This window comes from Halopseudomonas pelagia, from assembly GCF_009497895.1.
GTDB classification, from domain to species: domain Bacteria; phylum Pseudomonadota; class Gammaproteobacteria; order Pseudomonadales; family Pseudomonadaceae; genus Halopseudomonas; species Halopseudomonas pelagia_A.
On the sequence record NZ_CP033116.1, the window covers coordinates 3,923,548 to 3,947,200 of the forward strand.

22 protein-coding genes, 1 other RNA gene and 1 riboswitch are annotated in these 23,653 nt (G+C 59.0%); of the genes, 5 read left to right on the plus strand and 18 right to left on the minus strand.

Annotation, left to right across the window (positions count from 1 at the left end; genetic code table 11):
* Window positions 1–162 precede the first annotated feature (162 nt).
* Window positions 163–1,083, minus strand: a complete 921-nt coding sequence (locus EAO82_RS18005) for a M23 family metallopeptidase (protein ID WP_096345168.1) — start codon at window positions 1,081–1,083, stop codon at window positions 163–165.
* A gap of 91 nt (window positions 1,084–1,174) precedes the next feature.
* On the opposite strand from EAO82_RS18005, the gene EAO82_RS18010 reads away from it, so the two are divergent.
* The gene (locus EAO82_RS18010) at window positions 1,175–1,627 is read left to right on the plus strand and encodes a DUF721 domain-containing protein (protein WP_096345169.1); all 453 of its coding nucleotides are present in this window, start codon (window positions 1,175–1,177) and stop codon (window positions 1,625–1,627) included.
* A 79-nt stretch (window positions 1,628–1,706) separates the two neighbouring features.
* Here EAO82_RS18010 and lpxC read toward each other — a convergent pair whose 3' ends face one another.
* The 17 genes from lpxC to rnpB all read right to left on the minus strand — a co-directional run bounded on the left by lpxC (window position 1,707) and on the right by rnpB (window position 20,099).
* Window positions 1,707–2,618: a UDP-3-O-acyl-N-acetylglucosamine deacetylase gene (lpxC, locus tag EAO82_RS18015; protein ID WP_096345279.1), complete on the minus strand. Its 912-nt coding sequence runs from the start codon at window positions 2,616–2,618 to the stop codon at window positions 1,707–1,709.
* 123 nt (window positions 2,619–2,741) lie between these two features.
* The gene (gene ftsZ, locus EAO82_RS18020; protein WP_096345170.1) at window positions 2,742–3,923 is read right to left on the minus strand and encodes a cell division protein FtsZ; all 1,182 of its coding nucleotides are present in this window, start codon (window positions 3,921–3,923) and stop codon (window positions 2,742–2,744) included.
* A gap of 93 nt (window positions 3,924–4,016) precedes the next feature.
* On the minus strand, window positions 4,017–5,246 hold the full coding sequence (gene ftsA / locus EAO82_RS18025) for a cell division protein FtsA (protein ID WP_096345171.1): 1,230 nt from the start codon (window positions 5,244–5,246) through the stop codon (window positions 4,017–4,019).
* Window positions 5,247–5,255: 9 nt separating this feature from the next.
* Window positions 5,256–6,110, minus strand: a complete 855-nt coding sequence (locus EAO82_RS18030; RefSeq protein WP_231703241.1) for a cell division protein FtsQ/DivIB — start codon at window positions 6,108–6,110, stop codon at window positions 5,256–5,258.
* A gap of 21 nt (window positions 6,111–6,131) precedes the next feature.
* Entirely contained in the window at window positions 6,132–7,052 is a 921-nt protein-coding gene (locus EAO82_RS18035) for a D-alanine--D-alanine ligase (RefSeq protein WP_096345173.1), read from the minus strand.
* Complete coding sequence (gene murC / locus EAO82_RS18040; RefSeq protein ID WP_096345280.1) at window positions 7,049–8,458, minus strand: UDP-N-acetylmuramate--L-alanine ligase; 1,410 nt, start codon at window positions 8,456–8,458, stop codon at window positions 7,049–7,051. Before murC ends, EAO82_RS18035 begins: the two co-directional genes overlap by 4 nt.
* 34 nt (window positions 8,459–8,492) lie before the next feature.
* Window positions 8,493–9,566 carry an undecaprenyldiphospho-muramoylpentapeptide beta-N-acetylglucosaminyltransferase gene (gene murG, locus EAO82_RS18045; RefSeq protein ID WP_096345174.1) on the minus strand — a complete coding sequence of 358 codons (1,074 nt, stop codon included), beginning with the start codon at window positions 9,564–9,566 and terminating at the stop codon, window positions 8,493–8,495.
* A complete protein-coding gene (gene ftsW, locus EAO82_RS18050; RefSeq protein WP_096345175.1) occupies window positions 9,559–10,734 on the minus strand; it encodes a putative lipid II flippase FtsW in 1,176 nt (391 codons plus the stop codon). The genes murG and ftsW overlap by 8 nt, the downstream gene beginning before the upstream one ends.
* Entirely contained in the window at window positions 10,731–12,080 is a 1,350-nt protein-coding gene (murD, locus tag EAO82_RS18055; RefSeq protein WP_096345176.1) for a UDP-N-acetylmuramoyl-L-alanine--D-glutamate ligase, read from the minus strand. The genes ftsW and murD overlap by 4 nt, the downstream gene beginning before the upstream one ends.
* Window positions 12,081–12,090: 10 nt before the next feature.
* Window positions 12,091–13,173, minus strand: a complete 1,083-nt coding sequence (gene mraY, locus EAO82_RS18060) for a phospho-N-acetylmuramoyl-pentapeptide-transferase (protein ID WP_096345177.1) — start codon at window positions 13,171–13,173, stop codon at window positions 12,091–12,093.
* A 1-nt stretch (window position 13,174) separates the two neighbouring features.
* Entirely contained in the window at window positions 13,175–14,560 is a 1,386-nt protein-coding gene (murF, locus tag EAO82_RS18065) for a UDP-N-acetylmuramoyl-tripeptide--D-alanyl-D-alanine ligase (RefSeq protein WP_096345178.1), read from the minus strand.
* A complete protein-coding gene (locus EAO82_RS18070; protein WP_096345281.1) occupies window positions 14,553–16,004 on the minus strand; it encodes a UDP-N-acetylmuramoyl-L-alanyl-D-glutamate--2,6-diaminopimelate ligase in 1,452 nt (483 codons plus the stop codon). Before EAO82_RS18070 ends, murF begins: the two co-directional genes overlap by 8 nt.
* A complete protein-coding gene (locus tag EAO82_RS18075; protein ID WP_096345179.1) occupies window positions 16,004–17,737 on the minus strand; it encodes a peptidoglycan D,D-transpeptidase FtsI family protein in 1,734 nt (577 codons plus the stop codon). The genes EAO82_RS18070 and EAO82_RS18075 overlap by 1 nt, the downstream gene beginning before the upstream one ends.
* Window positions 17,734–18,042 carry a cell division protein FtsL gene (gene ftsL, locus EAO82_RS18080; RefSeq protein ID WP_096345180.1) on the minus strand — a complete coding sequence of 103 codons (309 nt, stop codon included), beginning with the start codon at window positions 18,040–18,042 and terminating at the stop codon, window positions 17,734–17,736. Before ftsL ends, EAO82_RS18075 begins: the two co-directional genes overlap by 4 nt.
* Complete coding sequence (gene rsmH / locus EAO82_RS18085) at window positions 18,042–18,974, minus strand: 16S rRNA (cytosine(1402)-N(4))-methyltransferase RsmH (RefSeq protein ID WP_410402917.1); 933 nt, start codon at window positions 18,972–18,974, stop codon at window positions 18,042–18,044. The genes ftsL and rsmH overlap by 1 nt, the downstream gene beginning before the upstream one ends.
* 2 nt (window positions 18,975–18,976) lie before the next feature.
* On the minus strand, window positions 18,977–19,432 hold the full coding sequence (mraZ, locus tag EAO82_RS18090) for a division/cell wall cluster transcriptional repressor MraZ (protein WP_096345182.1): 456 nt from the start codon (window positions 19,430–19,432) through the stop codon (window positions 18,977–18,979).
* Window positions 19,433–19,744: 312 nt separating this feature from the next.
* An RNA gene (rnpB, locus tag EAO82_RS18095) (RNase P RNA component class A) lies at window positions 19,745–20,099 on the minus strand.
* A 276-nt stretch (window positions 20,100–20,375) separates the two neighbouring features.
* A riboswitch (guanidine-I (ykkC/yxkD leader) is annotated at window positions 20,376–20,476 on the plus strand.
* A 114-nt stretch (window positions 20,477–20,590) separates the two neighbouring features.
* Here rnpB and EAO82_RS18100 point away from each other — a divergent pair.
* Genes EAO82_RS18100 through EAO82_RS18115 form a run of 4 tightly spaced genes read left to right on the plus strand, consistent with a single transcriptional unit; the run spans window position 20,591 to window position 23,594 of the window.
* Window positions 20,591–21,409 (plus strand): ABC transporter permease, encoded by an 819-nt coding sequence (locus tag EAO82_RS18100; RefSeq protein ID WP_096345183.1) that lies wholly within the window; start codon window positions 20,591–20,593, stop codon window positions 21,407–21,409.
* A 1-nt stretch (window position 21,410) separates the two neighbouring features.
* The gene (locus EAO82_RS18105; RefSeq protein WP_096345184.1) at window positions 21,411–22,220 is read left to right on the plus strand and encodes an ABC transporter ATP-binding protein; all 810 of its coding nucleotides are present in this window, start codon (window positions 21,411–21,413) and stop codon (window positions 22,218–22,220) included.
* Entirely contained in the window at window positions 22,217–22,945 is a 729-nt protein-coding gene (locus tag EAO82_RS18110; RefSeq protein WP_096345185.1) for an urea amidolyase associated protein UAAP1, read from the plus strand. Before EAO82_RS18105 ends, EAO82_RS18110 begins: the two co-directional genes overlap by 4 nt.
* A gap of 10 nt (window positions 22,946–22,955) precedes the next feature.
* Entirely contained in the window at window positions 22,956–23,594 is a 639-nt protein-coding gene (locus tag EAO82_RS18115; RefSeq protein WP_096345186.1) for an urea amidolyase associated protein UAAP2, read from the plus strand.
* Window positions 23,595–23,653: the final 59 nt, after the last annotated feature.

Below are 23,653 nucleotides of genomic sequence, written 5' to 3' on the forward strand. Positions count from 1 at the left end.
CGGACTTTTATAGCGCGCGTAGGCACCTTATTGAACAAAGGGTTGGAAACAGTGCGGCTTGGCGTCAGGTAGTGCAGCAATGCGGCAGTGAAAAGAAGGGAGTCAGGCCTGCAGCCAGACATCGTTCAGCGAGCGCAGGCTGCAACCTGCGCTCTGGGGATATTATTTGAGAGCAATATAGCGGGCAGGATTGACTGCCATACCATTACGAAACACTTCAAGATGCAGGTGCGGACCAGTAGAGCGGCCAGTGGAACCCACTGTAGCGACTTGCTGCCCTTTGCTGACCAGATCACCTTTCTTTATATCCAAAGTCTGCGCGTGGGCGTAGCGGGTTTTGTAACCATCACCATGGGAAATTTCAAGCATATTGCCATAGGCGCCGTTGCGTCCAGCGAAGGTGACTACCCCTGCCCCCACGGCAAATATCGGCGTGCCCCGTGGGGCGGCAAAATCCAGCCCCGTATGCATCGCAATGCGCCCGGTCATAGGATCACTACGGCGGCCGAAGCCCGACGAGATATGGCCCTGATGTACCGGCTTGAAGTCGAGCAGCGCGTTGCTGTCAACGCTGCGGTTAACCATCAGCTCCTCAAGTAGTTTGAGCTGCTGGGTACGACTATCTATACGGTCAGCCAACTTATCGAGCACCAATTGCACATCGGGGCTTTCATGCTCAAGACTGTTATTCAACAGCTCAGGACCACCCATACCAGGGTCATTGCTGAAATCGAACTCGCCGTCAGACATATCGGCCAGCTCGGTTAATCGCTCACCCAAAGCGTCGAGGCGCATCAGGCGCGTCTGCAGGCGGGCTAGCTGCTGAGTCATGTGCTCCAACTGGGCCTGTGACTCGTTGCTGGTAGCGTCTTCGACTTCAACATCAGTCAAGGTTTCCTGCCAGGCCAGGTCTGCGTCAGTATTAAGGATCGGTTGTGGTGCGTCAGTGAGCACGGACCAAGTCAGCACAACCACCATGACCGGCACGGCTATCAATGCTGCACCTGCGGCGAGCAGCACTGGCAAACTCAGCGTCAACGCTCGAGCCGCACCGTGCCGGTCGGTTAAGATAATGATATTCAAACGAAAGCCCCCAAACTGCGATTCCCCAAGCAACCAGACAAGCGGTTCTGATAGGATGACCGCTATCTAATTACGTCAATCGGCATACGCCATGTCTTTTCATCCCCTGGATGCACGTCGCCCCGGCGACCTGATACGCACCCATGCAACCCTCAAAGGGTTGTATGCCAAAGCCAATGCTGTGGAGCGCCTGCAGATTCTGCTGGATACGCTACTGGAGCCGGCTGCCCGTGAACACTGCCGAATCGCTACGCTACGCGAAGGCGTACTCAAGCTAATTGTCACCGACAGTCACTGGGCTACGCGGATGCGTTACCAGCAAAAACGCCTTATTCGTCAGCTGCAGGCATTTAACGAGTTCGCAACCTTAACTAAAATACACTGCAAGGTACAACCGCCGTTGGTCAAAAAAGCACCACCGGTTCACAAAATGAAGAAATCGACAGTGGCTGCGCAGAGCCTTACCGCCACTGCGGAACAGATCAACGATCCGGCACTCAAGGCCGCGCTAGAGCGACTGGCCAAGCATCATCAAGGCCAGTGAAGGATATTTTGGTTAAAAAAAATGGCCACCGAGGTGACCATTCAAATCGAAACGAAACTATTTAGCACAAAACCCTATATCAGACGGCGGCTGCCGGGCGCATAAAGGAGATGGGCGCAGTGCCAGCGTCGTCAAAGGTCACAACTTCCCAGGCTTCCTTATTGGCAAGCAGGGCACGCAACAGCTTGTTGTTCAAGCCGTGGCCAGATTTGTTGCCGCGGAACTCACCCACCAGGCTCTTGCCCAGCAGATACAGATCGCCGATGGCATCGAGAATCTTGTGTTTGACGAATTCGTCCTCATAACGCAGGCCGTCTTCATTCAATACACGGTACTCGTCCACCACGATCGCGTTATCCACGCTACCGCCTAACGCCAGATTCTGTGAGCGCAGATGCTCAATATCACGCATAAACCCGAAGGTCCGTGCGCGACTGACTTCCTTGACGAAGGAAGTACTGGAAAAATCCACGCTGGCAAACTGACTACGACCGCGAAATACCGGGTGATCGAAATCGATGGCAAAGGACACCTTGAACCCTTCAAAGGGTAAAAAGCTGGCCGTCTTGCCGTCTTCTTCCACGGTGACTTCACGTTTGATGCGAATGAACTGTTTGGCTGCATCCTGCTCCTGAATCCCAGCAGACTGGATCAGGAACACAAACGGACCGGCGCTGCCATCCATGATCGGCACTTCTGGCGCACTGAGTTCTACATAGGCGTTATCGATACCCAAGCCCGCCATGGCGGACAACAGGTGCTCGACGGTATCCACCTTGGCGCCCTGGTTAACCAGGGTCGTCGACATGGTGGTCTCACCTACGAACTCGGCTCGTGCAGGAATCTCGACCACAGGGTCGAGGTCCACCCGCACAAACACAATGCCCGTACCTACCGGCGCCGGCTTCAGCGTGAGGTAGACCTTCTCACCCGAATGCAGGCCAACACCGGTGGCCCGGATGATATTCTTCAGTGTGCGTTGTCTGATCATGCTTGACATGGCTTCCGCTCTAGTTGCGAATTATTTTCAACAAATTGGCGTGCATAATAGCAAAGTACGCCTCTGTTGAATACCAATCAGCCCTATCCAGTCAATTGACTGACCCTATCAGGATCAGTCAGCTTGACGGCGCAGGAAGGCTGGAATATCAAGATAATCCAGGTCTTCCGCGGGCTGATTCAGCCGTGCTGCCGCTGCACTGTTGCCCTGCCCGGTATTACGCATAACCGTTGGGCGGTCCAGATCGCGATAGTTCGGCGCAGTGCTTTCCGCAGGCTGCTGACGGCTTGGCGCGGCAGTCGCAGTGGTGTTATCAATCACCTTGACTGGCTTGTCAGTCTTGGCACCCAGGCCGGTCGCAACAACGGTCACGCGCAGCTCATCACGCAGTTCTGGATCGATCACGGTACCCACCACCACGGTGGCGGTGTCGGAGGCGAACTCTTCAACCGTGTTACCCACTTCAGAGAACTCACCCAGTGACAGATCCGGGCCAGCAGTAATGTTGACCAGAATACCGCGCGCGCCCATCAGATTCACGTCTTCCAGTAGCGGGCTGCGGATAGCCGCTTCAGCCGCTTCACGTGCACGGTTCGGACCACTGGCGTGACCAGTACCCATCATCGCCATACCCATTTCGCTCATGACGGTTTTCACGTCGGCGAAGTCGACGTTGATCATACCCGGACGCATGATCAGGTCAGCAATGCCCTGCACGGCGCCAAGCAGCACGTCGTTGGCCTTGCTGAAGGCGGCCAGCAGGCTGGCGTCTTTGCCCAGAACGGTAAGCAGCTTTTCGTTCGGGATGGTGATCAGCGAATCGACATGCTGGCTCAGCTCGCGAATACCTTCCTCGGCGATCTGCATGCGCTTGCGGCCTTCGAAGGGGAATGGCTTGGTTACAACTGCGACGGTAAGGATGCCCATTTCGCGCGCAACTTCAGCGACGATCGGAGCAGCACCAGTACCAGTACCACCACCCATACCGGCGGTGATGAACACCATGTCAGCGCCGCGCAGCACTTCGGCGATACGCTCACGATCTTCCATCGCCGCTTCACGGCCGATCAGCGGGTTGGCGCCGGCGCCCAGACCTTTGGTCACATTCGGACCCAGTTGCAGTACGGTGCGGGCGCTGATGTTTTTCAGTGCCTGGGCATCGGTATTGGCGCAGATGAACTCAACGCCTTCAACGTTATTGACCACCATGTGCTGCAGGGCATTACCACCGCCACCGCCGACACCGACGACTTTGATTACCGCGTTTTGCGGAACGTTATCAATTAATTCAAACATGGCCCATCTCCTTGAGAACTGTCTCGTTTCGTTCGTTTCGTTTACAGCTGTTTGCTCGCTTGCGCGAGGCCTGCCCGCTTTAAAGCGGGTCTATTAAAAATTACCTTTGAACCAGCGCTTAACCCGTATCAGCGCTGACTCTTTGCTCTGTTCCGAACTGCTCGCCGCCAGTGCGTGATGGCGGTTGCCGTAATGCAGCAAACCTACGCTGGTGGCGTAGATCGGGTTGCGCACCACGTCGGTCAAACCCTTGAACTCCTGAGGCATGCCCAGGCGTACTGGCATGTGAAAAATCTCCTCGGCCAGTTCGACCGCGCCTTCCATCTTCGAGGTGCCACCAGTCAACACGATGCCTGCAGGAATCATGTCTTCGAACCCGGAACGCCGTAGTTCAGCCTGAATCAGCGTGAACAGCTCGTCGTAGCGCGGCTCGACTACTTCAGCCAGCGCCTGCCGGGAAAGGTCACGCGGTGGCCGCTCGCCAACGCTCGGGACTTTGATGGTTTCTTCCGGGCCGGCCAGTTTGGCCAGGGCACAGGCGTATCGAATCTTGATTTCTTCGGCGTATTGCGTCGGCGTGCGCAGGGCCATGGCGATGTCATTGGTCACCTGATCACCGGCAATCGGGATCACCGCCGTGTGGCGAATCGCGCCCTCGGTGAAGATCGCGATGTCGGTAGTGCCGCCACCGATATCCACCATGCAAACGCCCAGCTCCTTCTCGTCTTCGGTCAATACCGCATAACTGGAGGCCAGTTGTTCGAGAATCACATCCTCGACTTCCAGGCCACAGCGGCGGATGCATTTCTCGATGTTCTGCACCGCATTCAGCGCACAGGTCACTAGGTGCACTTTGGCTTCCAGACGCACGCCGGACATGCCCAGCGGCTCGCGCACGCCTTCCTGGTTATCGATCACGTATTCCTGCGGCAGGATGTGCAGCACTTTCTGGTCAGCGGGAATCGCCACCGCCTGACCGGCATCCAGCACCCGCTCGATATCTGCCTGTGCCACTTCGCGGTCGCGAATGGCGACGATGCCGTGGGAGTTCAGGCTGCGGATATGATTGCCAGCGATACCGGCGAACACTGAGTGAATCTGGCAGCCGGCCATCAACTCAGCCTCTTCGATGGCGCGCTGGATGGATTGCACGGTGGATTCGATGTTCACCACCACACCCTTCTTCAGCCCGCGCGAAGGGTGCGAACCGATACCGACAATCTCAAGCTCGCCGTCTGCACCAATCTCACCGACCAGCGCTACGACCTTGGATGTGCCGATGTCGAGTCCGACAATCATTCTGCTACCCTGCTTGCTCGCCATAAGTTCCCGTTACTCCCCCGTTGATGCTTGTGCGACCGGCTCGCGCCAAGCCACTGCCATTGCATTGCTGTAGCGCAGGTCAACCCGCGCTATTTGTTCCCGATATTCGGACAGCATGTGCTGATCGATCGTCAGAAACCGTTGCATCTTGTCTACCAACTTGTCCCGCCCGAGCAGCACCTGCATGCCGTCCTGGGTGGTCAGAAACCAACTGCCGCGATCACGCAATTCAAGCTCGGCCACCCCCAGACCATAGGGCCGCAGCAAGCGATTGAACTGCTGGTAATACTGCATAACCCGCTGCTGGGCGCGCTGCGGCCCGGACAACTGCGGCAGATCGGCAAAGCGGCTGATATCTTCAGGGCTAAACGCCTTGCCCTCATTGTTCAGCAGCGCGTCACTGCCCCAACGTGCGACGGGCATCTGCTCGTCCAGGTGCACGATCAACTGATCCGGCCAAACGCGCGTGACCGATACACCAGCCACCCAGGGCATCGCTGCCAGATCACCGCGCATAGCGCTGAGATCAATACCCAGAAAACTTTCACTCAGGTAGGGCTGGATCACCGTCTGCACCGCAGTGGGATCGATGTATTGCAACTCGCCCTGCACGCTAACCAGATCAATCGGCCGATCCGCCAGCGGCCAGAGGCGGCTACCCAGCTCATACAGACCAACGCCCAAGGCCAGCAACAACACCGGCCAGAGGATCTGTTGTGCACGGCCAAAGGTGCCTTGCAGCGACAGCCAGCGCAGGGACAGGCTCGGCCAGGTGCGTGGGGCTGGTTGAGAGACACGCACGGCACCACGACTGGACGCAGAGCGTCGAGTCGTGGCCTTGCCGGCACGTGGATCTCTGATCATGGCCCCTAGCATGGTCTGCCCTCAGTAACGGGCACTGGCAAGAATCGCCAGTACCAGATCAGTGAATGTCATGCCCGCAGCCGCAGCGGCCATCGGCACCAGGCTGTGATCGGTCATACCGGGCACGGTGTTGACCTCCAGCAGATAGAACTGGCCCGCTTCATTCTGCATGACATCGACCCGACCCCAGCCACGGCAGGCAACCGCATTGAAGGCCTGCAAACACAGCTCGCCAAGCTCATTTTCGCGCTCCTCAGTCAATCCGCACGGGCAGATGTACTGGGTGTCATTGGTCAAGTACTTGGCTTCGTAGTCATAAAAGGTGTGCGGCGTGCGCAGGCGAATGGCCGGCAGCGCCTTGCCATCCAGAATCCCGACAGTGAACTCGGCACCGGTGATCCACTTTTCTACCAGCGCCACGTCGTCGTACTGCTGCGCGTCTGCCCAGGCGTTTTCGAGCTGCGTCAAGCTCTCGACCTTGGCCATGCCAATGCTCGACCCTTCGTGGATCGGTTTGACGATCAGCGGCGTGCCGAGATTGTCAACGATGGCCTGGCAGTCGCTTTTGTCGCGCAGCACACCATAGGCCGGTGTCGGTAGGCCAAGGCTTTGCCAAACCAGCTTGGTGCGCAGCTTGTCCATGCCCAGTGCCGAAGCCATTACGCCGCTACCGGTATAAGGAAGCTGCAGGCTTTCCAGCAGACCTTGCAGGCTGCCGTCTTCGCCGCCGCGGCCGTGGAGGGCGATAAATACGCGGTCGGGCCGCTGCTTGATCAGCTGTTCGGCCAGATCTACGCCAGCATCAATGCCGTACGCATCCACACCAGCGCCTACCAGAGCTTCCAGCACCGCATTGCCGGACTTGAGCGACACCGCGCGTTCGGCAGACCGACCACCGTAAAGCACCGCCACCTTGCCAAAGGCCTTCACATCGATGGTCATACTTTGTTCTCCCGGCCATTGAGCTGGTGAAGCGCCTCGGCCAACTGCACAGCCAAGCCGCCTATATCGCCGGCGCCCTGGGTCAGCAGAATGTCGCCTGGCTGCAATACCGCTTCGAGCAGCGGCATAACGTCCGCATCACGCTCGACGTAAATAGGATCCAGATGGCCGCGTTGGCGAATGCTGCGGCACAGGTGCTTGCTGTCAGCGCCAGGAATCGGTTCTTCGCCAGCGGGATAGACTTCCATCAGCAGCAGTGCGTTGGTCTCGGCCAACACCTGCACAAAATCTTCGTACAGGTCATGAGTGCGGCTGAACCGGTGCGGCTGATAGATCATGACCAGACGCCTTTCAGGCCACCCGGCACGTACGGCCTTGATCACCGCCGCCACTTCGCGCGGATGATGGCCGTAGTCGTCGACCAGCATGACCTCGCCGTCACCCAGCGGATAATCGCCGTAAACCTGGAAGCGCCGGCCTACGCCTTCAAAACCGGTCAAGCCTTTGATGATGGCGGCGTCGCTGACCAGTTCATCGGTGGCCACGGCGATGGTCGCCAGCGCATTCAGCACGTTATGCACACCCGGCATGTTGACTGACACCGTCAGGTCATCATGCCCGTGGCGCACCGCAGTGAAATGCGTCTGCATGCCCTGCTGGTGGATATTGATCGCACGCACATCGGCATCTTCTGACTGGCCGTAGGTAATCACCTGACGATTGATCTGCGGCAGAATCTCACGCACCACCGGGTCGTCGATACACAGCACAGCCAGGCCGTAGAAAGGCAGGTTGTGCAGGAACTCGACGAAGGTACGCTTGAGGCGGTTGAAATCACCCTCGTAGGTAGCCATGTGATCGGCATCGATATTGGTCACGATGGCGACCATCGGCTGCAGATGCAGGAAGGATGCGTCGCTCTCGTCCGCCTCGGCGACCAGATAGCGGCTCTCACCCAACTGCGCGTTGGTACCGGCGCTGGTCAGCCGGCCACCGATCACGAACGTTGGGCTCATGCCTTCTGCCGCCAGGACCGAGGCGATCAGGCTGGTGGTCGTAGTCTTGCCATGCGTGCCGGCGACGGCAATGCCGTGGCGATAGCGCATCAACTCGGCCAGCATCTCCGCACGCGGCACTACCGGCACCCGCTTTTCCATGGCCGCAGCGACTTCCGGGTTACTGGTATTGATGGCGCTGGAGACCACCAGGACATCGGCGCTCTGCAGGTTCTCCGGACGATGTCCGATATCAATCCGGGCGCCAAAGCTTTCCAGGCGATCAGTCACCGCCGAACGTTTAAGGTCGGACCCGGAGACTTCATAACCCAGATTCAACAGCACCTCGGCGATACCGCACATGCCGGCGCCACCGATACCAACGAAGTGGATGCGGCGAATACGGCGCATTTCCGGCAGGCTGAAAGTCGCTTTCTGGCGAGTCTTAGTGGTCACGGGCGACCTCCATGCAAGCGCGAACGACGTCGGCGGTAGCGTTGGGTGTGGCCTGGCGGCGTGCGTTCTGAGCCATCGCTTGCAGCGTCTCCGGTTGGGAAAAAAGAGTTTTCATTTGCTCAGCCAGCAGCGTGCCCGACAGGCTGGCCTGGGCTAGCAATACCGCAGCCTCGCGGTCCGCAAGGTACCGAGCATTGGCGGTCTGGTGATCATCAATCGCATGGGGCAAAGGAATCAGCAGTGAGGGCCGGCCGGCAGCCGCCAGCTCGCAAACGGTCAAAGCGCCAGCGCGGCAAACCACTAGGTCAGCCCAGGTGTAAGCCGCCGCCATATCGGCGATAAAGGCGTCGACCTGGGCATGCACGCCCGCGGATTGGTAGGCATCGCGGCTGATGTCCAGATGCTGCTTGCCGCACTGATGCCAGACTTCCGGACGCTGCTCTCCACTCAACATGGCGACCGCTTCCGGCAGCAACGTGTTCAGCGGAAGCGCGCCCAGGCTGCCACCCAGCACCAGCAAACGCGGCCGCCGTTCGCCAGTCCAATTCATTGGCGCTACCCGGGCGATCTCTTCACGCACCGGGTTGCCGGTACTGCGACGTTTGTCGTCATCCGCAAAGCTGCCAGGGAAACCTTCACAGCGGCGTACAGCCAGGTGCGCGAGCAGACGATTGGCCGTACCGACCACTGCGTTCTGTTCGTGGATCACCAGCGGAATACGCTTGATCCACGCGGCCAGACCGCCCGGCCCGGTTACATAACCACCGGCACCCAGTACACATACCGGCTTGAGCTCGCCCAGCAGACGCAGGCACTGACCCAGCGCACGCAGTAACTGCAACGGCGCTTTGAGCAGACCGAGTTTGCCCTTGCCGCGCAGACCCTGCACATCTATGTAGTGGATAGCGATGCCAGCGGCGGGAATCAGCTCCGCTTCTATGCCTCGGCGGGTGCCCAGCCAGTGGACTTGATAACCCTGGTCAGCGAACATCCGAGCGCAAGCCAGCGCTGGAAACACGTGCCCACCGGTACCGCCAGCCATGATCAGAATATTCTTACTCATCGCCCGCCTCCCGCAGCGCCTGACGGCGCTCCCAGTCGATGCGCAGCAAGATACCCAGACTGATGCAGCAGACCACCAACGAACTGCCGCCGTAACTGAGAAACGGCAGTGTCAGACCCTTGGTGGGGAGCAGGCCGACATTCACGCCGACATTGATCAGTATCTGACCAATCCACATGATCGCCAGGCCGTAAGCCAGATAGGCCGAGAACAACCGACCGGCGCGCTCTGCCCACAAGCCGATATACAACGCGCGTACGGCAACAAAGACCAGCAGTGCAAAAGCCCCTAAAGCGCCAATCAAGCCAAGTTCCTCGGCCAGCACGGCAAACACGAAATCGGTGTGTGCTTCCGGCAGGTAGAACTGCTTCTGAATACTGTTGCCCAAGCCCACACCGAGCCAATGGCCTCGGCCAAAGGCAATCAGGGCTTGAGTCAGCTGATAACCGGTACCGAAGGGGTCTTCCCAGGGATTCAGGAAGCCGGTCAGGCGCTGCAGACGATAAGGCGCGCTGAGGATCAACAGCCCACCGGCGGCAGCCAGTGAACCAAAGAGTGTAATAAAGCGGAACAGGCCAACACCGCCGAGGAACAGCATGCCAATGGCGGCACCCATGAGCACCACGGTGGCACCAAAGTCCGGTTCGACGATCAGCAGGCCGGCCATGGGGAACAACACCATGAAGGGTTTGACGAAGCCCCAAAGGCTTTCCTTGACCTCTTCCTGACGATGCACCAGATAGCCCGCCAGGAAGACCACGGCGAACAGCTTGGCCAATTCCGAGGGCTGGATATTGATCGGCCCTACGGCGATCCAGCGCCAGCTGCCGTTTACTTCCCGGCCAATGCCAGGAATCAGCACCGCGATCAACAAGGCAAAGCCAAGAAACAGCAAGGGAAAGCGGAACTGCTCCCACAAACGAATAGGCGTCGAGAGCACTACGACCAGCGCGCCAAGCCCGATCACCAGATAAACCACCTGGCGGATCATATAGAACAGCGGGTTACCCAACTGGCCGGCAGCAACCTCCATTGACGCAGACGACACCATCACCAGGCCCAGCCCGAGCAAACAGATGGCGGCGACCAGCAGTGGCATGTCCATATCGAACCGACGCTGGCCTACCAACGGCGCGGCGGATTGCAGGAGAGTGGGTAGCCCGATCATGCCAGCAACCTCGCTACGGCTTTGGCGAACACGTCGCCGCGCTCTTCGAAGTTGCGGAACATATCCAGACTGGCGCAGGCCGGAGACAGCAGCACCATATCGCCAGGCTGGGCGATCTGGGCAGCGGCGGTGACCGCCTCCTCCAGATTGGTCACGCGGATAAGTGGAACCTCGCCCGCCAGGGCTTGTTCCATCAGCGGCGCGTCGCGGCCCAGTAACACCACCGCTCGGCAGTGTTGCTGCACCGCGCTGTTAAGCGGCGCAAAATCAGCGCCTTTGCCATCGCCACCGGCAATCAGTATCTGCTTGCCGGTCATTTCCGCGGCAAAGCCGTTAATCGCGGCCAAGGCGGCACCGACATTGGTCGCTTTGGAATCGTTGTAGTAATCCACGCCAGCGGCTTGACCCACCCACTGGCAACGATGTGGCAACCCGGCAAACTCACGCAATGCGTTCAGCATCGCCGGCATCGGCAATCCGACCGCATGCCCCAACGCCAGAGCGGCCAATGCGTTGGCCTGGTTGTGCGCGCCCTTGATTTTCAATTCAGTCACGGGCATCAACGCATCGAACTGAAACGCCAGACAGGTTTGCCCGTCACTTTCCATCAGACCGAAACCCTTGAAATCCGGACGCGAGAGGCCGAAGGTCCAGCATGGCAACTGGTCAGCGACCAGGGCGCGTGAAAGATCGTCATCGCGGTTCACCACAACCTGGCGGGCGCCGCGGAATATGCGATGTTTGGCCTGGTGGTAGGCCAGCAGACTCGGATAACGATCCATGTGGTCTTCACTGACGTTCAAAACAGTGGCCACTTCGGCATTCAGCTTGTCGGTGGTTTCCAGCTGGAAACTGGATAACTCCAGAACGTACAGATCGGCATTCTCATCCAGCAGGTCCAATGCCGGTGTGCCCAGATTGCCGCCCACGGCAACACGTTTACCGGCTGCTGTGGCCATATCGCCGACCAGCGTGGTCACGGTACTTTTCGCGTTGGATCCGGTGATCGCAACAATCGGTGCTTTGGCCTCACGGGCAAACAGCTCGACATCGCCGACCAGGCTCACACCCGCCGCTTTTGCCTTGACCAGCGCAGGCGTGGACAACGCAATACCGGGGCTGACCACCAGTTCGGATGCCCTGGACAGGATTTCCGCATCCAGCTCACCCAGATGCAGATCAGCCATAGGGGCAAAGCGCTTGAGCTGATCAAGGCCTGGAGGATTGTCGCGGGTGTCGGCTACGGCAAAGGGCAAACCACGGCCCGCCAAATAACGGGCGACCGACAGCCCGGTCTTACCCAGGCCGACGATGATCCGTTGCTTGTCCGTGGTTATCAATGACACCGGTATTTCCTCAACGCAGTTTCAGTGTGGCCAAACCGACCAACACCAGGATTACGGTAATGATCCAGAAACGCACGATGACGCGCGGCTCCGGCCAGCCCTTCAGTTCGAAATGGTGATGAATCGGCGCCATGCGAAAGACCCGGCGCCCGGTCAACTTGAACGAGGCGACCTGAACGATCACCGACAAGGTCTCCACTACAAAGATGCCACCCATGATGAACAGCACGATTTCCTGCCGAACGATCACGGCAATTACGCCGAGTGCCGCGCCGAGCGCCAGCGCACCGACGTCGCCCATAAATACCTGAGCGGGATAGGTGTTGAACCAGAGAAAGCCAAGGCCGGCACCAACCAGCGCGCCACAGAAGATAATCAGCTCCCCAGCGCCGGGGACATAAGGAATCAGCAGGTACTCGGCAAAGCGCGCGTTACCAGATAGGTAGGCAAAAATCCCCAGCGCGCCGCCAACCATCACCGTGGGCATGATCGCCAGCCCATCCAGGCCGTCAGTCAGGTTGACCGCGTTGCTGGAGCCGACGATGACGAAATAGGTGAGCAGAATGAACAGTGCGCCCAGCTGGAACTCGATCTGCTTGAAAAAGGGCACGATCAAGGTGGTTTCAACTGGCGAGTCGGCGGCCATATACAGGATAACCGCGGCAGTCAGACCAAACACCGATTGCCAGAAATACTTCCAGCGCGAGGGCAGGCCACGGGAGTTTTTCTCTACCACCTTGCGGTAATCATCCACCCAACCTATCGCACCAAAGGCAAAGGTCACGCCAAGCACAACCCATACATAAAGGTTGCTCAGATCGGCCCACAGCAGGGTACTGACACCAATGGCCATCAGGATCAGCGCGCCGCCCATGGTCGGGGTGCCGGCCTTGGACAGATGCGACTGCGGGCCATCATTACGCACGGACTGGCCGATCTGGCGGAAACTCAGCGTGCGAATCATCCAGGGGCCAAGAAACAGAGCTAAACCCAATGCGGTCAATACGCCGAGAATCCCGCGCAGCGTCAGGTACTGGAATACTGAGAATCCGGTGTAGAACTGTTGCAGGTATTGGGTCAGCAGCAGCAACATGTCAGCGGGCCTTGTCGTTGTTATTATCGGATTGATGCATCGCCTGCAAACCGGCGACGACCTCTTCCATGCCGGCACTTCGCGAACCTTTGACCAACACTCGCGTGTTGGCATCAAGCTGAGGTACGAGCGCTTCGATCAGTTCTGCACGGCTGCCGAACAACCGCGCATCAGCGCCAAAACTGTCCACGGCGAGCGCGCACAGACGGCCAACGGCATACAGACCATCCAGGCCTTGTTCGCGAGCATAAGTGCCGATTTCGCGATGGCTTTCCTCTTCCCACTCACCCAGCTCGCCCATGTCGCCAAGGACCAGGATGCGTGTGCCTTGCAGATCGGCGAGAATGTCGATAGCGGCCTTCACCGATGCCGGGTTTGCGTTGTAGCTGTCATCTATGATCAAGGAACCCTGCTTACCTTCAAGCGGTGTTACCCGGCCAGCCACCGGCTTGACGCGTGCTAGCCCCCGGCGGATCAGCTCAAGGTCAGTGCCCAGCAACTGCGCTGCACCAGCCGCCGCCAGTGCATTGGCAATATTGTGCCGGCCGAGCAGATTCATCTGTACGGTGATCGAGCCCTGCGGGGTGACGAGCAAAAAGCCCGGGCAGCCGCGCTCGTCCAGCTCAACGGATTCGGCCCGCAGCTCGGCTGTCGGGTTATCCAGGCTGAATGCTAGAGATTTACGTTTGCCAAGCTGCTGGTACCACTCTTCAAACCAGGGGCTATCCAGGTTGATCACCACCTGCCCTTCCTGGCCCAGCGCGGTAATGATTTCACCCTTGGCTCGGGCTATGGCTTCCGGGCTACCGAAACGGCCAACGTGCGCCATACCGGCGTTGGTCAACACGCTCAGCGTAGGTTTGGCCAACCCCATGCTGTAGTTGATATCGCCTAAAGCAGCGGCGCCCATTTCAATCACTGCAAACTGATGCTCAGCACCAAGCTCGAGCAAAGTAAGCGGCACGCCCAGCTCGTTATTCAGATTGCCGCGGGTCGCCAACACCTGGCCGCGTTCACGCAAGATAGCCGCAAGCATTTCCTTAACCGTGGTCTTGCCGCTGGAACCGGTGATGGCGACTACCGGCCCTTGAAATGCCTTACGCGCCAGGGCACTGAGTTGACCCAAGGCGTAGCGGCAGTCATGCACCAGCAATTGCGGCAGCGGATCATTCACGCTGTGCGATACCAGAGCAGCTGAAGCCCCCGCAGCACGCGCCTGGACCACGTAATCGTGACCGTCTACACGCTCGCCTGAGAGTGCAACAAACAGCCCGCCAGGTTGCATGCGGCGGGCATCGATGCTGACACTGTCAAAGCGCGCATCAATGCTCACCAGGCTGCCGCCCAGCGGTTTGATCAGTTGTGATAGCTGCATGGCTTCAAGCATGTGCTAGCTCCCACTGCTGCAAGGCACGTTCGGCCTGTTCGATATCACTGAAAGGATGACGCACCCCGTTAATCTCCTGATAAGTTTCGTGACCTTTGCCGGCCACCAGGATCAGATCACCGGCCTGCGCCTGGGCGATGCTGTCACCGATGGCTTGCGCACGGTTGGCTATGACTCGCACAGCCTCAGCCCGTTCAACACCTTGCAGCACCTGGGCAATAATGGTGGCAGACGCTTCGCTACGCGGGTTGTCATCGGTAACCACCAACTGATCGGCCAACTGCTCAGCCACTTGGCCCATCAAAGCCCGCTTGCCAGTATCCCGGTCGCCGCCACAGCCAAACACGCAGGTCAGCTTGCCGTCTGCATGCGCTCGCAAAGCACCCAGAGCCTTCTCCAGTGCATCCGGGGTATGCGCGTAATCAATGACTACCAACGGCTTGCCATCACCGCCAAGGCGTTGCATACGCCCAGCCGGCGCCTGCAGCTTGGCCAGCTCGGCTACAGCAGAAGGCAACGGGATGTCCATTGCCAATAGACCGCCCAGCACGGCCAACAAATTGGCCAGGTTGAACGCGCCGAGCAGCGGGCTGTGCAGCGGCGCAGACAGGCCTGCTACATGCACCAGCGCTTGTATGCCCTGCTGACCATATTGAATAGCGGAGCAGTGGATATCGGCACGGGTATTTTCCAGGCTGTAGGTAGTGACCTTGCCGGTGCAGCGAGCGATAAGGTCGGCGCCAAAGGCATCATCCAGATTGATGACAGCCGCGCGCAGGGGGCGCTCGAACAAACGCGCCTTGGCCGCAGCATAGCTGGCCATATCGCCGTGGTAGTCCAGGTGATCGCGACTCAGATTGGTAAATATGCCGAGATCAAATTCAACTGCAGCAACCCGGTCCTGCTGCAGTGCATGGGAAGACACTTCCATGGCAACCCAACCTGCACCCTGCTGTTGCAGGGTGGCGAGTTGTTCTTGCACGCGAAGCGCGTCAGGCGTGGTCATGCCGTGATCAGACAGGTCTCCCGGCATGCCACTGCCCAAAGTGCCGATAACGCCACAACGTTTGCCCAGCGAGCCCAAAGCCTGCGCCAACATCTGACTGACGCTGGTTTTGCCGTTGGTACCGGTCACGCCGATCACCCGCAGGTGTTTGCTGGGCTGCTGATGGAAACGGCTGGCGATATCCGACAATTGCGCTGCCAGGCCGCTGATCGGCAGCATCGGTACGGACGCGGCAGGTACATTGGCGCCGCCGGCTTCGTAGGCTACCGCCGCCGCGCCACAGGCCAGCGCCTGAGGAATATGTTTGCGACCGTCTTGCTTCAACCCGGGCACCGCCAGAAACAACACACCTGGCTTGACCTGACGACTGTCCAGGGCCAGACCGTCGATCATCACCGACTCGCCGTGCCAATCTGGAAACAGCTGCTTGAGAGGCATCATCCGCGTGACCCCTCCTCTGGTTTGGCTGGTGGCAACTCGACCTGCTGCAACGCCGGCAAATCATCCGGCGTCACGTTCATCAGTCGCAATGCACCAGACATGATTTCGCCAAATACCGGTGCCGCGACCAGGCCGCCGTAGTAGTCGCCCTTGCTGGGCTCGTCGATCACTACCACCGCGGCGAAGCGCGGGTTGCTGATGGGCGCGATGCCGGCAAATACCGAGCGATAACGGTGCTTGGCATAGCCGCCCGCTTCGGTCTTGTGCACAGTGCCGGTCTTTCCGCCTATTTGATAACCGGGCACTCTTGCCCGCGAGCCAGTCCCACCTTCACCGTCGACAACGCCGCGAAGCATGGTCAGCAATTGCTTGCTGACTTCTTCAGGGATGATCTGCTCCCCGGTTTGGGGTTCGTTTACCTTTAACAGCGACAAGGGCAGGCGGCGGCCGTTATTCGCCAAAGTGGCATAGGCCTGAGCCAACTGCGTTGCCGTGACCGACAGGCCGTAACCATAAGACAGAGTCGCGGTTTCGACCGGGGGCCAGCGTCGACGAGCGGGCAAGCTGCCGGTGCTTTCACCGGGAAATCCAATCCCGGTGTACTCGCCAAATCCCAGCTTGCTTAACAAGTCATAGATACTTTCCGCGCCAATATCCAGCGCGATCTTGACCACGCCGACGTTACTCGACTTCAGGATCACACCGGACAAATCCAGCATGCCGTAGTTGCGAAAATCCCGAACTGTCATGGTCGCCACGCGCATGGTGCCAGGCCGCGTATCCATCACGGTGGTGGGCTCATAGCGGCCGGTCATCAAGCCGGCGGCAACGGTAAAGGACTTGATCGGCGAGCCGGGCTCGAATACATCGGTCAAAGCCCGGTTACGCATCATATCGGGCTTGAGATTGGAGCGATTGTTCGGGTTGTAGCTGGGGTGATTGGCCATAGCCAGAATTTCGCCCGTGCGAATGTCCACCAGCACGGCAGACCCTGCTTTGGCGCCAAACTGCTTGAGCGCCTCACGCAGCTCGCGATGAGCGATATATTGCAGACGCAAGTCCAGGGACAGCGCCAGATCATTGCCTGGCCGCGCATTGCTGACGACCTGCACATCCTTGATCAGACGGCCACGACGATCCTGAAGCACTTGGCGCTTGCCGGGTACGCCTTGCAACCAATCGTTGTAGGTCAGCTCTAGACCTTCCTGACCTGCTTCATCGACGTTGGTAAAACCCACCAGATGCGCTGCCACTTCGCCGGTAGGATAGAAGCGCCGATATTCTTCGATGCTGTAAACGCCGGGTATCTTGAGCGCCACGACCTTCTCGCCATCCTGTGGCGTCATGTGTCGGCGCAGATAGATGAATTCGCGTGAGGCATTGGCTTTCAAGCGTTCGGCGAAGGTCGCAGGGTCGGTGCCCAGTGCGCGCGCCAGCTCGGGCCAGCGCGCCTCATGGCCGATCAACTGGGTCGGATTGGCCCAGAGCGTCAGCACTGGCGTACTAACGGCCATGGGTTCGCCATGCCGGTCGGTAATCAGGCCACGATGCGCAGGAATAACGGTATGGCGGACACTGCGCTTGTCCCCTTCGCCCTTGAGGAAACCATCATCAAGCACATGCAACTCGACAATACGCCAGGATATCGCCAAGCAACATATCGCCAATACGCCGATGACCACCAGAAAGCGCCACGGCGGCAGGGTGAAGCTCGGCTTGAACTTCATCATGGCTTCACCAGAATCACTTCAACGGCCTCGGGCACTCGCATATTCAGCTGGCTGGCGGCCAATGATTCGACGCGATTGTGCGCAGTCCAGGTACTTTGTTCGAGAATCAAGCGCCCCCACTCTGCCTGAGCCTTCTCACGCTGGGACATTTCCGCCGCCAGATCATTGAGCATGACCCGACTCCAGTGGGCGCTATAGGCCACGGCGAGCGCGCTGACCACGACCAATACCCAGACGATCGCCAGCCAACCGCTGCTACGCGGCAGGCGGTGACGCTCGACCAGTAGAGGCAGTTGGCTGCTCATCAGCGTTTCTCCGCAATGCGTAGCACCGCGCTTCGGGCTCGGGGATTTCCTGCGACCTCGGCGGCAGAGGGCTTGATCGCCTTACCCACCAAATTGATGCTGACCTGAATATCGGCGTCGCGGATCGGCAGATCGCGCGGCAATGGCGCGCCTTTGGCTTCACGCCGCATGAACAGCTTGACCATGCGATCTTCAAGGGAATGGAAACTGATGACAGCCAGACGGCCGCCCGGCGCCAGCACGTCCAGCGCGGCTTTAAGGCCGTCCGCCAGATCATCCAGCTCGCGATTGATAAAGATGCGGATGCCCTGGAACGCGCGGGTAGCCGGATGCTTGTGCTTTTCCCAGGCCGGGTTGGCCTCTTTGAGAACTTCAGCCAGATCGCCTGTGCGGGAAAACGGCTGTTGCGCGCGGCGCGTCACTACAGCCCGCGCCATGCGTTTGGAGAAGCGCTCTTCGCCGTACTCCTTGAGCACGGTGGCGATGTCTTCTTCCGCTGCACTGTTGATCCACTCAGCCGCACTCTGGCCGCTGGTCGGATCCATGCGCATGTCCAGCGGTCCGTCCTGCATAAAGCTGAAGCCGCGTTCGGCATCATCCAGCTGCGGCGAGGACACACCCAGATCCAGCAGCACGCCATCGACCTGGCCATGCAAGCCGCGCTGGCGCAACTCTTCGGCCATGTCGGCAAAAGAGCGTTGTATAACGACAAAGCGGCCGTCTTCGGCCGCCAGCTGTTCACCGACCCGGATAGCCTCCGGATCCTTGTCGAAGCCGATCAGCCGGCCCTCCTCGGAGAGCCTTGCCAGCACCGCGCGGCTATGTCCGCCGCGCCCGAAGGTGCCGTCTACATAAAGGCCGCCGGGGCGCACTGCAAGACCATCAAGGGCCTCATCGAGCAGTACACTGACGTGTCCGTAAAGCGTTTCCATAATCAGAGCCTCAATGTATGCAGCTCGGTCGGCATCGCGCCAACGTCCTGCACTTCGTTGAGGTAGGCACTGGTGGTAGCCTCCCAGGCATCTTCACTCCAGAGCTCGAACTTGTTCACTTGGCCAACCAGCATGACCTTTTTGTCCAACCCGGCGTATTCGCGCAACAGCGGCGGCACAACGAAGCGGCCGTTGCTGTCCAGCTCGATATCATTGGCATTACCGATCAACAGGCGCTGCATGCGCTTCACCTGAGGATTGATGTTAGGCAGGTTGCCGAGGGTTTCTTCAATCTCATCCCACTCAGCCTGGGGATAGATCCACAGGCAACGATCTTCCAGAGCAATGGTCGCAACCAATTGACCACCGCAAGCGCCCAGGAGCCGGTCGCGATAACGCGCAGGCATCGCCAGTCGCCCTTTGGCGTCCAGATTGATGGCGTTGGCTCCTCGGAACACGTTGATCGCTTCCCCTGATGAAAATGCTGCTTATCGGGCGTCTTTTACCAAAACAACCCACTTTTACCCACTTCATACCACTTCGGCACACTATAGGAACCCGACGCAGGCACCGTCAAGTAAGGAGTTCACGAAAAAAGTGTTATGTGGCAGGGGTTTAGTAGCAAAAACAGGGGTATTGAAGAGATATGACCTTAACTATCCGGGATCAACTTCATAACCTACAGATGGATGCCATCCATAGTTAAAGTGAATTATCACGATTAAGATTTTTTTGATCTAACAGGAGGGGTTTTGACGACGAGAGATAAAAATAAGAGTTGGCCTGTAAGCCGGGTTCTGTCGTGAACAGTCATTCCTCTACGACAGCCATCACTGACTGCCTCTAGCAACCTACCCGAACCCAGTGCGGGCCACACCCAAGGGTTCCTATTTGGTCTTGCTCCGAGTGGGGTTTACCATGCCACGAACTGTTGCCAGTCGCGCGGTGCGCTCTTACCGCACCCTTTCACCCTTACCTGATCCTCTTACGAGGCCATCGGCGGTCTACTCTCTGCTGCACTTTCCGTAGGCTCACGCCCCCCAGGGATTACCTGGCACTCTGCCCTATGGAGCCCGGACTTTCCTCCCTACCGCAAAGCGATACGGCGACTGTCCAGCCAACTCTTAGGAGCAAGGTTAGCCGGGTTCGGCGTCAGCGGCAAGTGGAGTATAGCGGCGCACCATAACAGTGCTTGCCGCGCACCACCTCGAGGCAGAAAATTCCCGGTTCGCCCCGGCGCTTTGTGCTCCATTGCAGTGCAGCCCCCGGATAGCTGTAATTGTCAGCGTTGGCACAACCCCTGCATTGTTTAACCTCGCATACGAGATCCGGGTCTGTCTGACCCCAACAACGTAGCCTAGCCTGGCCGGGCCTCGCCCCCGGGTTAAATACAAATTGGCACCAATGGACAACTAGGGTTCCGATCTGCCTGGCAGATGACTGGTCCGAGAGTTGTCGACCTCCGCGAGGGGGTTACACGGCGGGATAAAAGCCCGGGAGAGCCTCAGACAGCTGAGATCTCGTTACCTGTAACCCGTGGAGACTGCCATGCCTGTCGTACCTTTATTCCAGATTGTCTCGCCGCTGCGCACTTTCCCTCTGGCAGGGAGCCGTCTATGTCGCGTCTGATGAACCGCAAACCCGGCCGCGTACTGCATCTGGGTCTGGTGCTGTTGCCCTTCGCCCTGCTGCTATTGCTATACCTCGCAAGCTCGCAGGCACGCCTGGCAGACAATCCCAACGATAAGCTGTTACCGAGCTTTACCCAGATGGCCGACGCGGTCGATCGCATGGCCTTTACCCCGGACAAACGCACTGGCGCCTATCTCTGGTGGGACGACACCAGCGCCAGTCTGAAACGTCTGGGTACCGGTCTGGGCATCGCTGCAGTAACCAGCCTGGTGCTCGGCATGGCCATGTTGATTCCACTGCTGCGCAATCCGCTGTCGCCGCTGGTAACGGTAATCTCGATGATTCCGCCGCTGTCGATTCTACCCATTCTGTTTATCGTGCTGGGCTTGGGCGAGCTGTCCAAGGTCATGCTGATCGTCATCGGTATAACACCGGTGCTGATCCGCGATATGCAACAACGGGTCAGCGAGATACCCACCGAGCTGCTGGTCAAGGCGCAGACCCTGGGCGCCAATACCTGGCAGGTACTGATCCGCGTCGTGCTGCCGCAACTGCTGCCCCGGCTTCTGCAGGGCTTGTGCCTAGCACTGGGGCCGGCCTGGCTGTTTCTGATCGCCGCGGAAGCCATTGCCTCCACCGACGGCCTGGGCTACCGCATCTTTCTGGTCCGCCGTTACCTGGCCATGGACGTGATTCTGCCCTATGTCGCCTGGATCACACTGCTGGCCTTCATCATGGATCGCGCGCTGAAAGGCATTTGCCGGGCGCTCTTTCCCTGGTTCGAACCCAAGGGAGCGCATTGATATGAGCGCCATCTCCATTCAGAACGTCTGGCAGCAGTACGATGATAACGTCGTGCTGGAAAACCTTAACCTGGACGTCGCCAGTGGCGAGTTCATCACCATGGTTGGCGCCTCCGGCTGCGGCAAATCAACCTTCCTGCGTTTGCTGTTAGGTCAGGAAAAACCCAGCAAGGGTCAAATCCTGCTGGACGGCGAGCCGCTGGCTGCCGAACCCGGCCCGGAGCGTGGCGTGGTATTTCAGCGCTACTCGGTCTTCCCGCACCTGACGGTACTGGGCAACGTGATGCTCGGGCTCGAACTGCAGAGCTCGCCCTTGCTCGGACGCCTGTTCGGCAGCCAGCGCAAGGAGGCCCGTGATCGCAGCGTGGCCATACTCGAGTCGGTCGGCCTTGGTCATGCGTTGAATCAGTATCCGCATGCCCTGTCCGGCGGTATGCAACAGCGTCTGGCGATTGCCCAGGCGCTGGTCAAAACGCCGCGCATATTGTTGCTGGATGAACCCTTCGGCGCACTCGATCCCGGCATCCGCAAGGACATGCATGAGCTCTTGCTGTCCCTGTGGAAGAAATCCGGCCTCACGGTATTCATGGTCACCCATGACCTGAGCGAAGGCTTCACCTTGGGTACCCGCCTGATGGTATTCGACAAGACCCGTATCGACCCGCAGGCCCCCGGCGCCTATGGCGCGCGCATCACCTACGACATTCCCCTGAACAGTGATCGACTGGCAGCCCGCGCCGCACTGGATGCGCTGCCGGAGCGCATTACTGGCAAAGCGGCGACACCTGATCTGCAAGGAGCTTCTGCATGACTATCCCAGCGCCTCTGCGCACCACACTATTTGAAGAAACACTGCCCGGTGGTGGCCACACCTCGTTCGTGCTAAAGCGCGGCCAACTGCTACGCCTGACCGATATAGAAGGCAGCGCCAATGTCAGCATGATGCTGTTCAACGCCCATGAAAAAAGTGAGCGCCTGAACCTGCCAGACAGCCTCAAGTGCCAACACACCGCCAAACTCACCGCCGGCCACTGCCTGTATTCCGACATGGGCCGGGTGCTGGCCGCCATCGTCACCGATACCTGTGGGTGGAGTGACAGTTTCGGCGGTGTACTGAATGCCGAAGAGGTCAAAGCCCACTATGGCGAAGGCCGCTATCAGGAACTGCGCAACGGTTTCTTCCGCAACGGTGTAGATAATCTGCTGGTGGAGATGGGTAAGTGGAACATGAACCTCGCGGATCTTCTGATGACGCTGAACCTGTTCAGCAAGGTCACCATCGATGCGGAAGGTCGCTTTCAATTCCACGCGAATAATTCCGCTGCCGGCGATCTGATAGAGCTCTACGCACCGATGGATACCCTCGTGGTACTGACCGCACTCCAACACCCCATGGATCCGAATCCGCAGTACGCACCCAAACCGGTCCAGCTCAGCTGGCATCAGGTCGCCGATGACGGCATCACCGTGCTCTGCCGCAACACCCGCGCAGAAAATGTGCGCGGCCTGTACAACACCGATCGCATTCACCTCTGAGGGCCACACCATGACACTGACCCACAGCGACAAACAGCCAGACAACGCCAGCTTGCGCAGCCACATTGCCGCTGGCGAACCCTTCATGCTCGACATCAAGGCCGGCCAGACCGTGCGCTTGCTGGATCTGGAGGGCAATCAGGCTGTAGATACACTGTTCTACAGCGCCAGCAACCCGCGTGAACGCTATGACGTGCAACGCACCCTGCGCCGTCAGAACAGCGTCTACCTGACCGCGGGAAGCGTGCTCTACAGCAACATGGGCAACCCGATGCTGACCATCAGCGCCGACACCTGTGGCCGCCACGACACCCTCGGTGGCGCCTGCGCTCAGGAAAGCAATACCGTGCGCTATGCGCTGAACACCCGCTATATGCACAGCTGCCGCGACAACTTTCTGCGCGCCAGCCTGCATGACGGGCGCCTGACCAAGGCCGACATCAGCGCCAATATCAACTTCTTCATGAACGTGCCGGTCACGCCCGAAGGCGGCTTGACCTTTGAAGACGGCATTTCCGGCGCGGGCAAATACGTCGAGCTGGTCGCACACATGGACATCATTATCCTGATTTCCAACTGCCCGCAGCTGAATAATCCGTGCAACGGCTATAACCCGACGCCGGCGGAAATACTGGTCTGGGACCAGTAAGTCGCGCGCCTCCAGCTAACAACGGTATAGCTCCGGGACGACCCAGGGAGCATTAAGTA

Excerpts from the sequence above, each read along its gene's own strand:
- EAO82_RS18010 (WP_096345169.1), top strand. The coding sequence starts at position 1,175 with ATGTCTTTTCATCCCCTGGATGCACGTCGCCCCGGCGACCTGATACGC.
- lpxC (WP_096345279.1), bottom strand. The coding sequence starts at position 2,618 with ATGATCAGACAACGCACACTGAAGAATATCATCCGGGCCACCGGTGTT.
- ftsZ (WP_096345170.1), bottom strand. The coding sequence starts at position 3,923 with ATGTTTGAATTAATTGATAACGTTCCGCAAAACGCGGTAATCAAAGTC.
- ftsA (WP_096345171.1), bottom strand. The coding sequence starts at position 5,246 with ATGGCGAGCAAGCAGGGTAGCAGAATGATTGTCGGACTCGACATCGGC.
- EAO82_RS18030 (WP_231703241.1), bottom strand. The coding sequence starts at position 6,110 with ATGATCAGAGATCCACGTGCCGGCAAGGCCACGACTCGACGCTCTGCG.
- EAO82_RS18035 (WP_096345173.1), bottom strand. The coding sequence starts at position 7,052 with ATGACCATCGATGTGAAGGCCTTTGGCAAGGTGGCGGTGCTTTACGGT.
- murC (WP_096345280.1), bottom strand. The coding sequence starts at position 8,458 with ATGCGCCGTATTCGCCGCATCCACTTCGTTGGTATCGGTGGCGCCGGC.
- murG (WP_096345174.1), bottom strand. The coding sequence starts at position 9,566 with ATGAGTAAGAATATTCTGATCATGGCTGGCGGTACCGGTGGGCACGTG.
- ftsW (WP_096345175.1), bottom strand. The coding sequence starts at position 10,734 with ATGATCGGGCTACCCACTCTCCTGCAATCCGCCGCGCCGTTGGTAGGC.
- mraY (WP_096345177.1), bottom strand. The coding sequence starts at position 13,173 with ATGTTGCTGCTGCTGACCCAATACCTGCAACAGTTCTACACCGGATTC.
- murF (WP_096345178.1), bottom strand. The coding sequence starts at position 14,560 with ATGCTTGAAGCCATGCAGCTATCACAACTGATCAAACCGCTGGGCGGC.
- EAO82_RS18070 (WP_096345281.1), bottom strand. The coding sequence starts at position 16,004 with ATGCCTCTCAAGCAGCTGTTTCCAGATTGGCACGGCGAGTCGGTGATG.
- EAO82_RS18075 (WP_096345179.1), bottom strand. The coding sequence starts at position 17,737 with ATGATGAAGTTCAAGCCGAGCTTCACCCTGCCGCCGTGGCGCTTTCTG.
- ftsL (WP_096345180.1), bottom strand. The coding sequence starts at position 18,042 with ATGAGCAGCCAACTGCCTCTACTGGTCGAGCGTCACCGCCTGCCGCGT.
- rsmH (WP_410402917.1), bottom strand. The coding sequence starts at position 18,974 with ATGGAAACGCTTTACGGACACGTCAGTGTACTGCTCGATGAGGCCCTT.
- EAO82_RS18100 (WP_096345183.1), top strand. The coding sequence starts at position 20,591 with ATGTCGCGTCTGATGAACCGCAAACCCGGCCGCGTACTGCATCTGGGT.
- EAO82_RS18105 (WP_096345184.1), top strand. The coding sequence starts at position 21,411 with ATGAGCGCCATCTCCATTCAGAACGTCTGGCAGCAGTACGATGATAAC.
- EAO82_RS18110 (WP_096345185.1), top strand. The coding sequence starts at position 22,217 with ATGACTATCCCAGCGCCTCTGCGCACCACACTATTTGAAGAAACACTG.
- EAO82_RS18115 (WP_096345186.1), top strand. The coding sequence starts at position 22,956 with ATGACACTGACCCACAGCGACAAACAGCCAGACAACGCCAGCTTGCGC.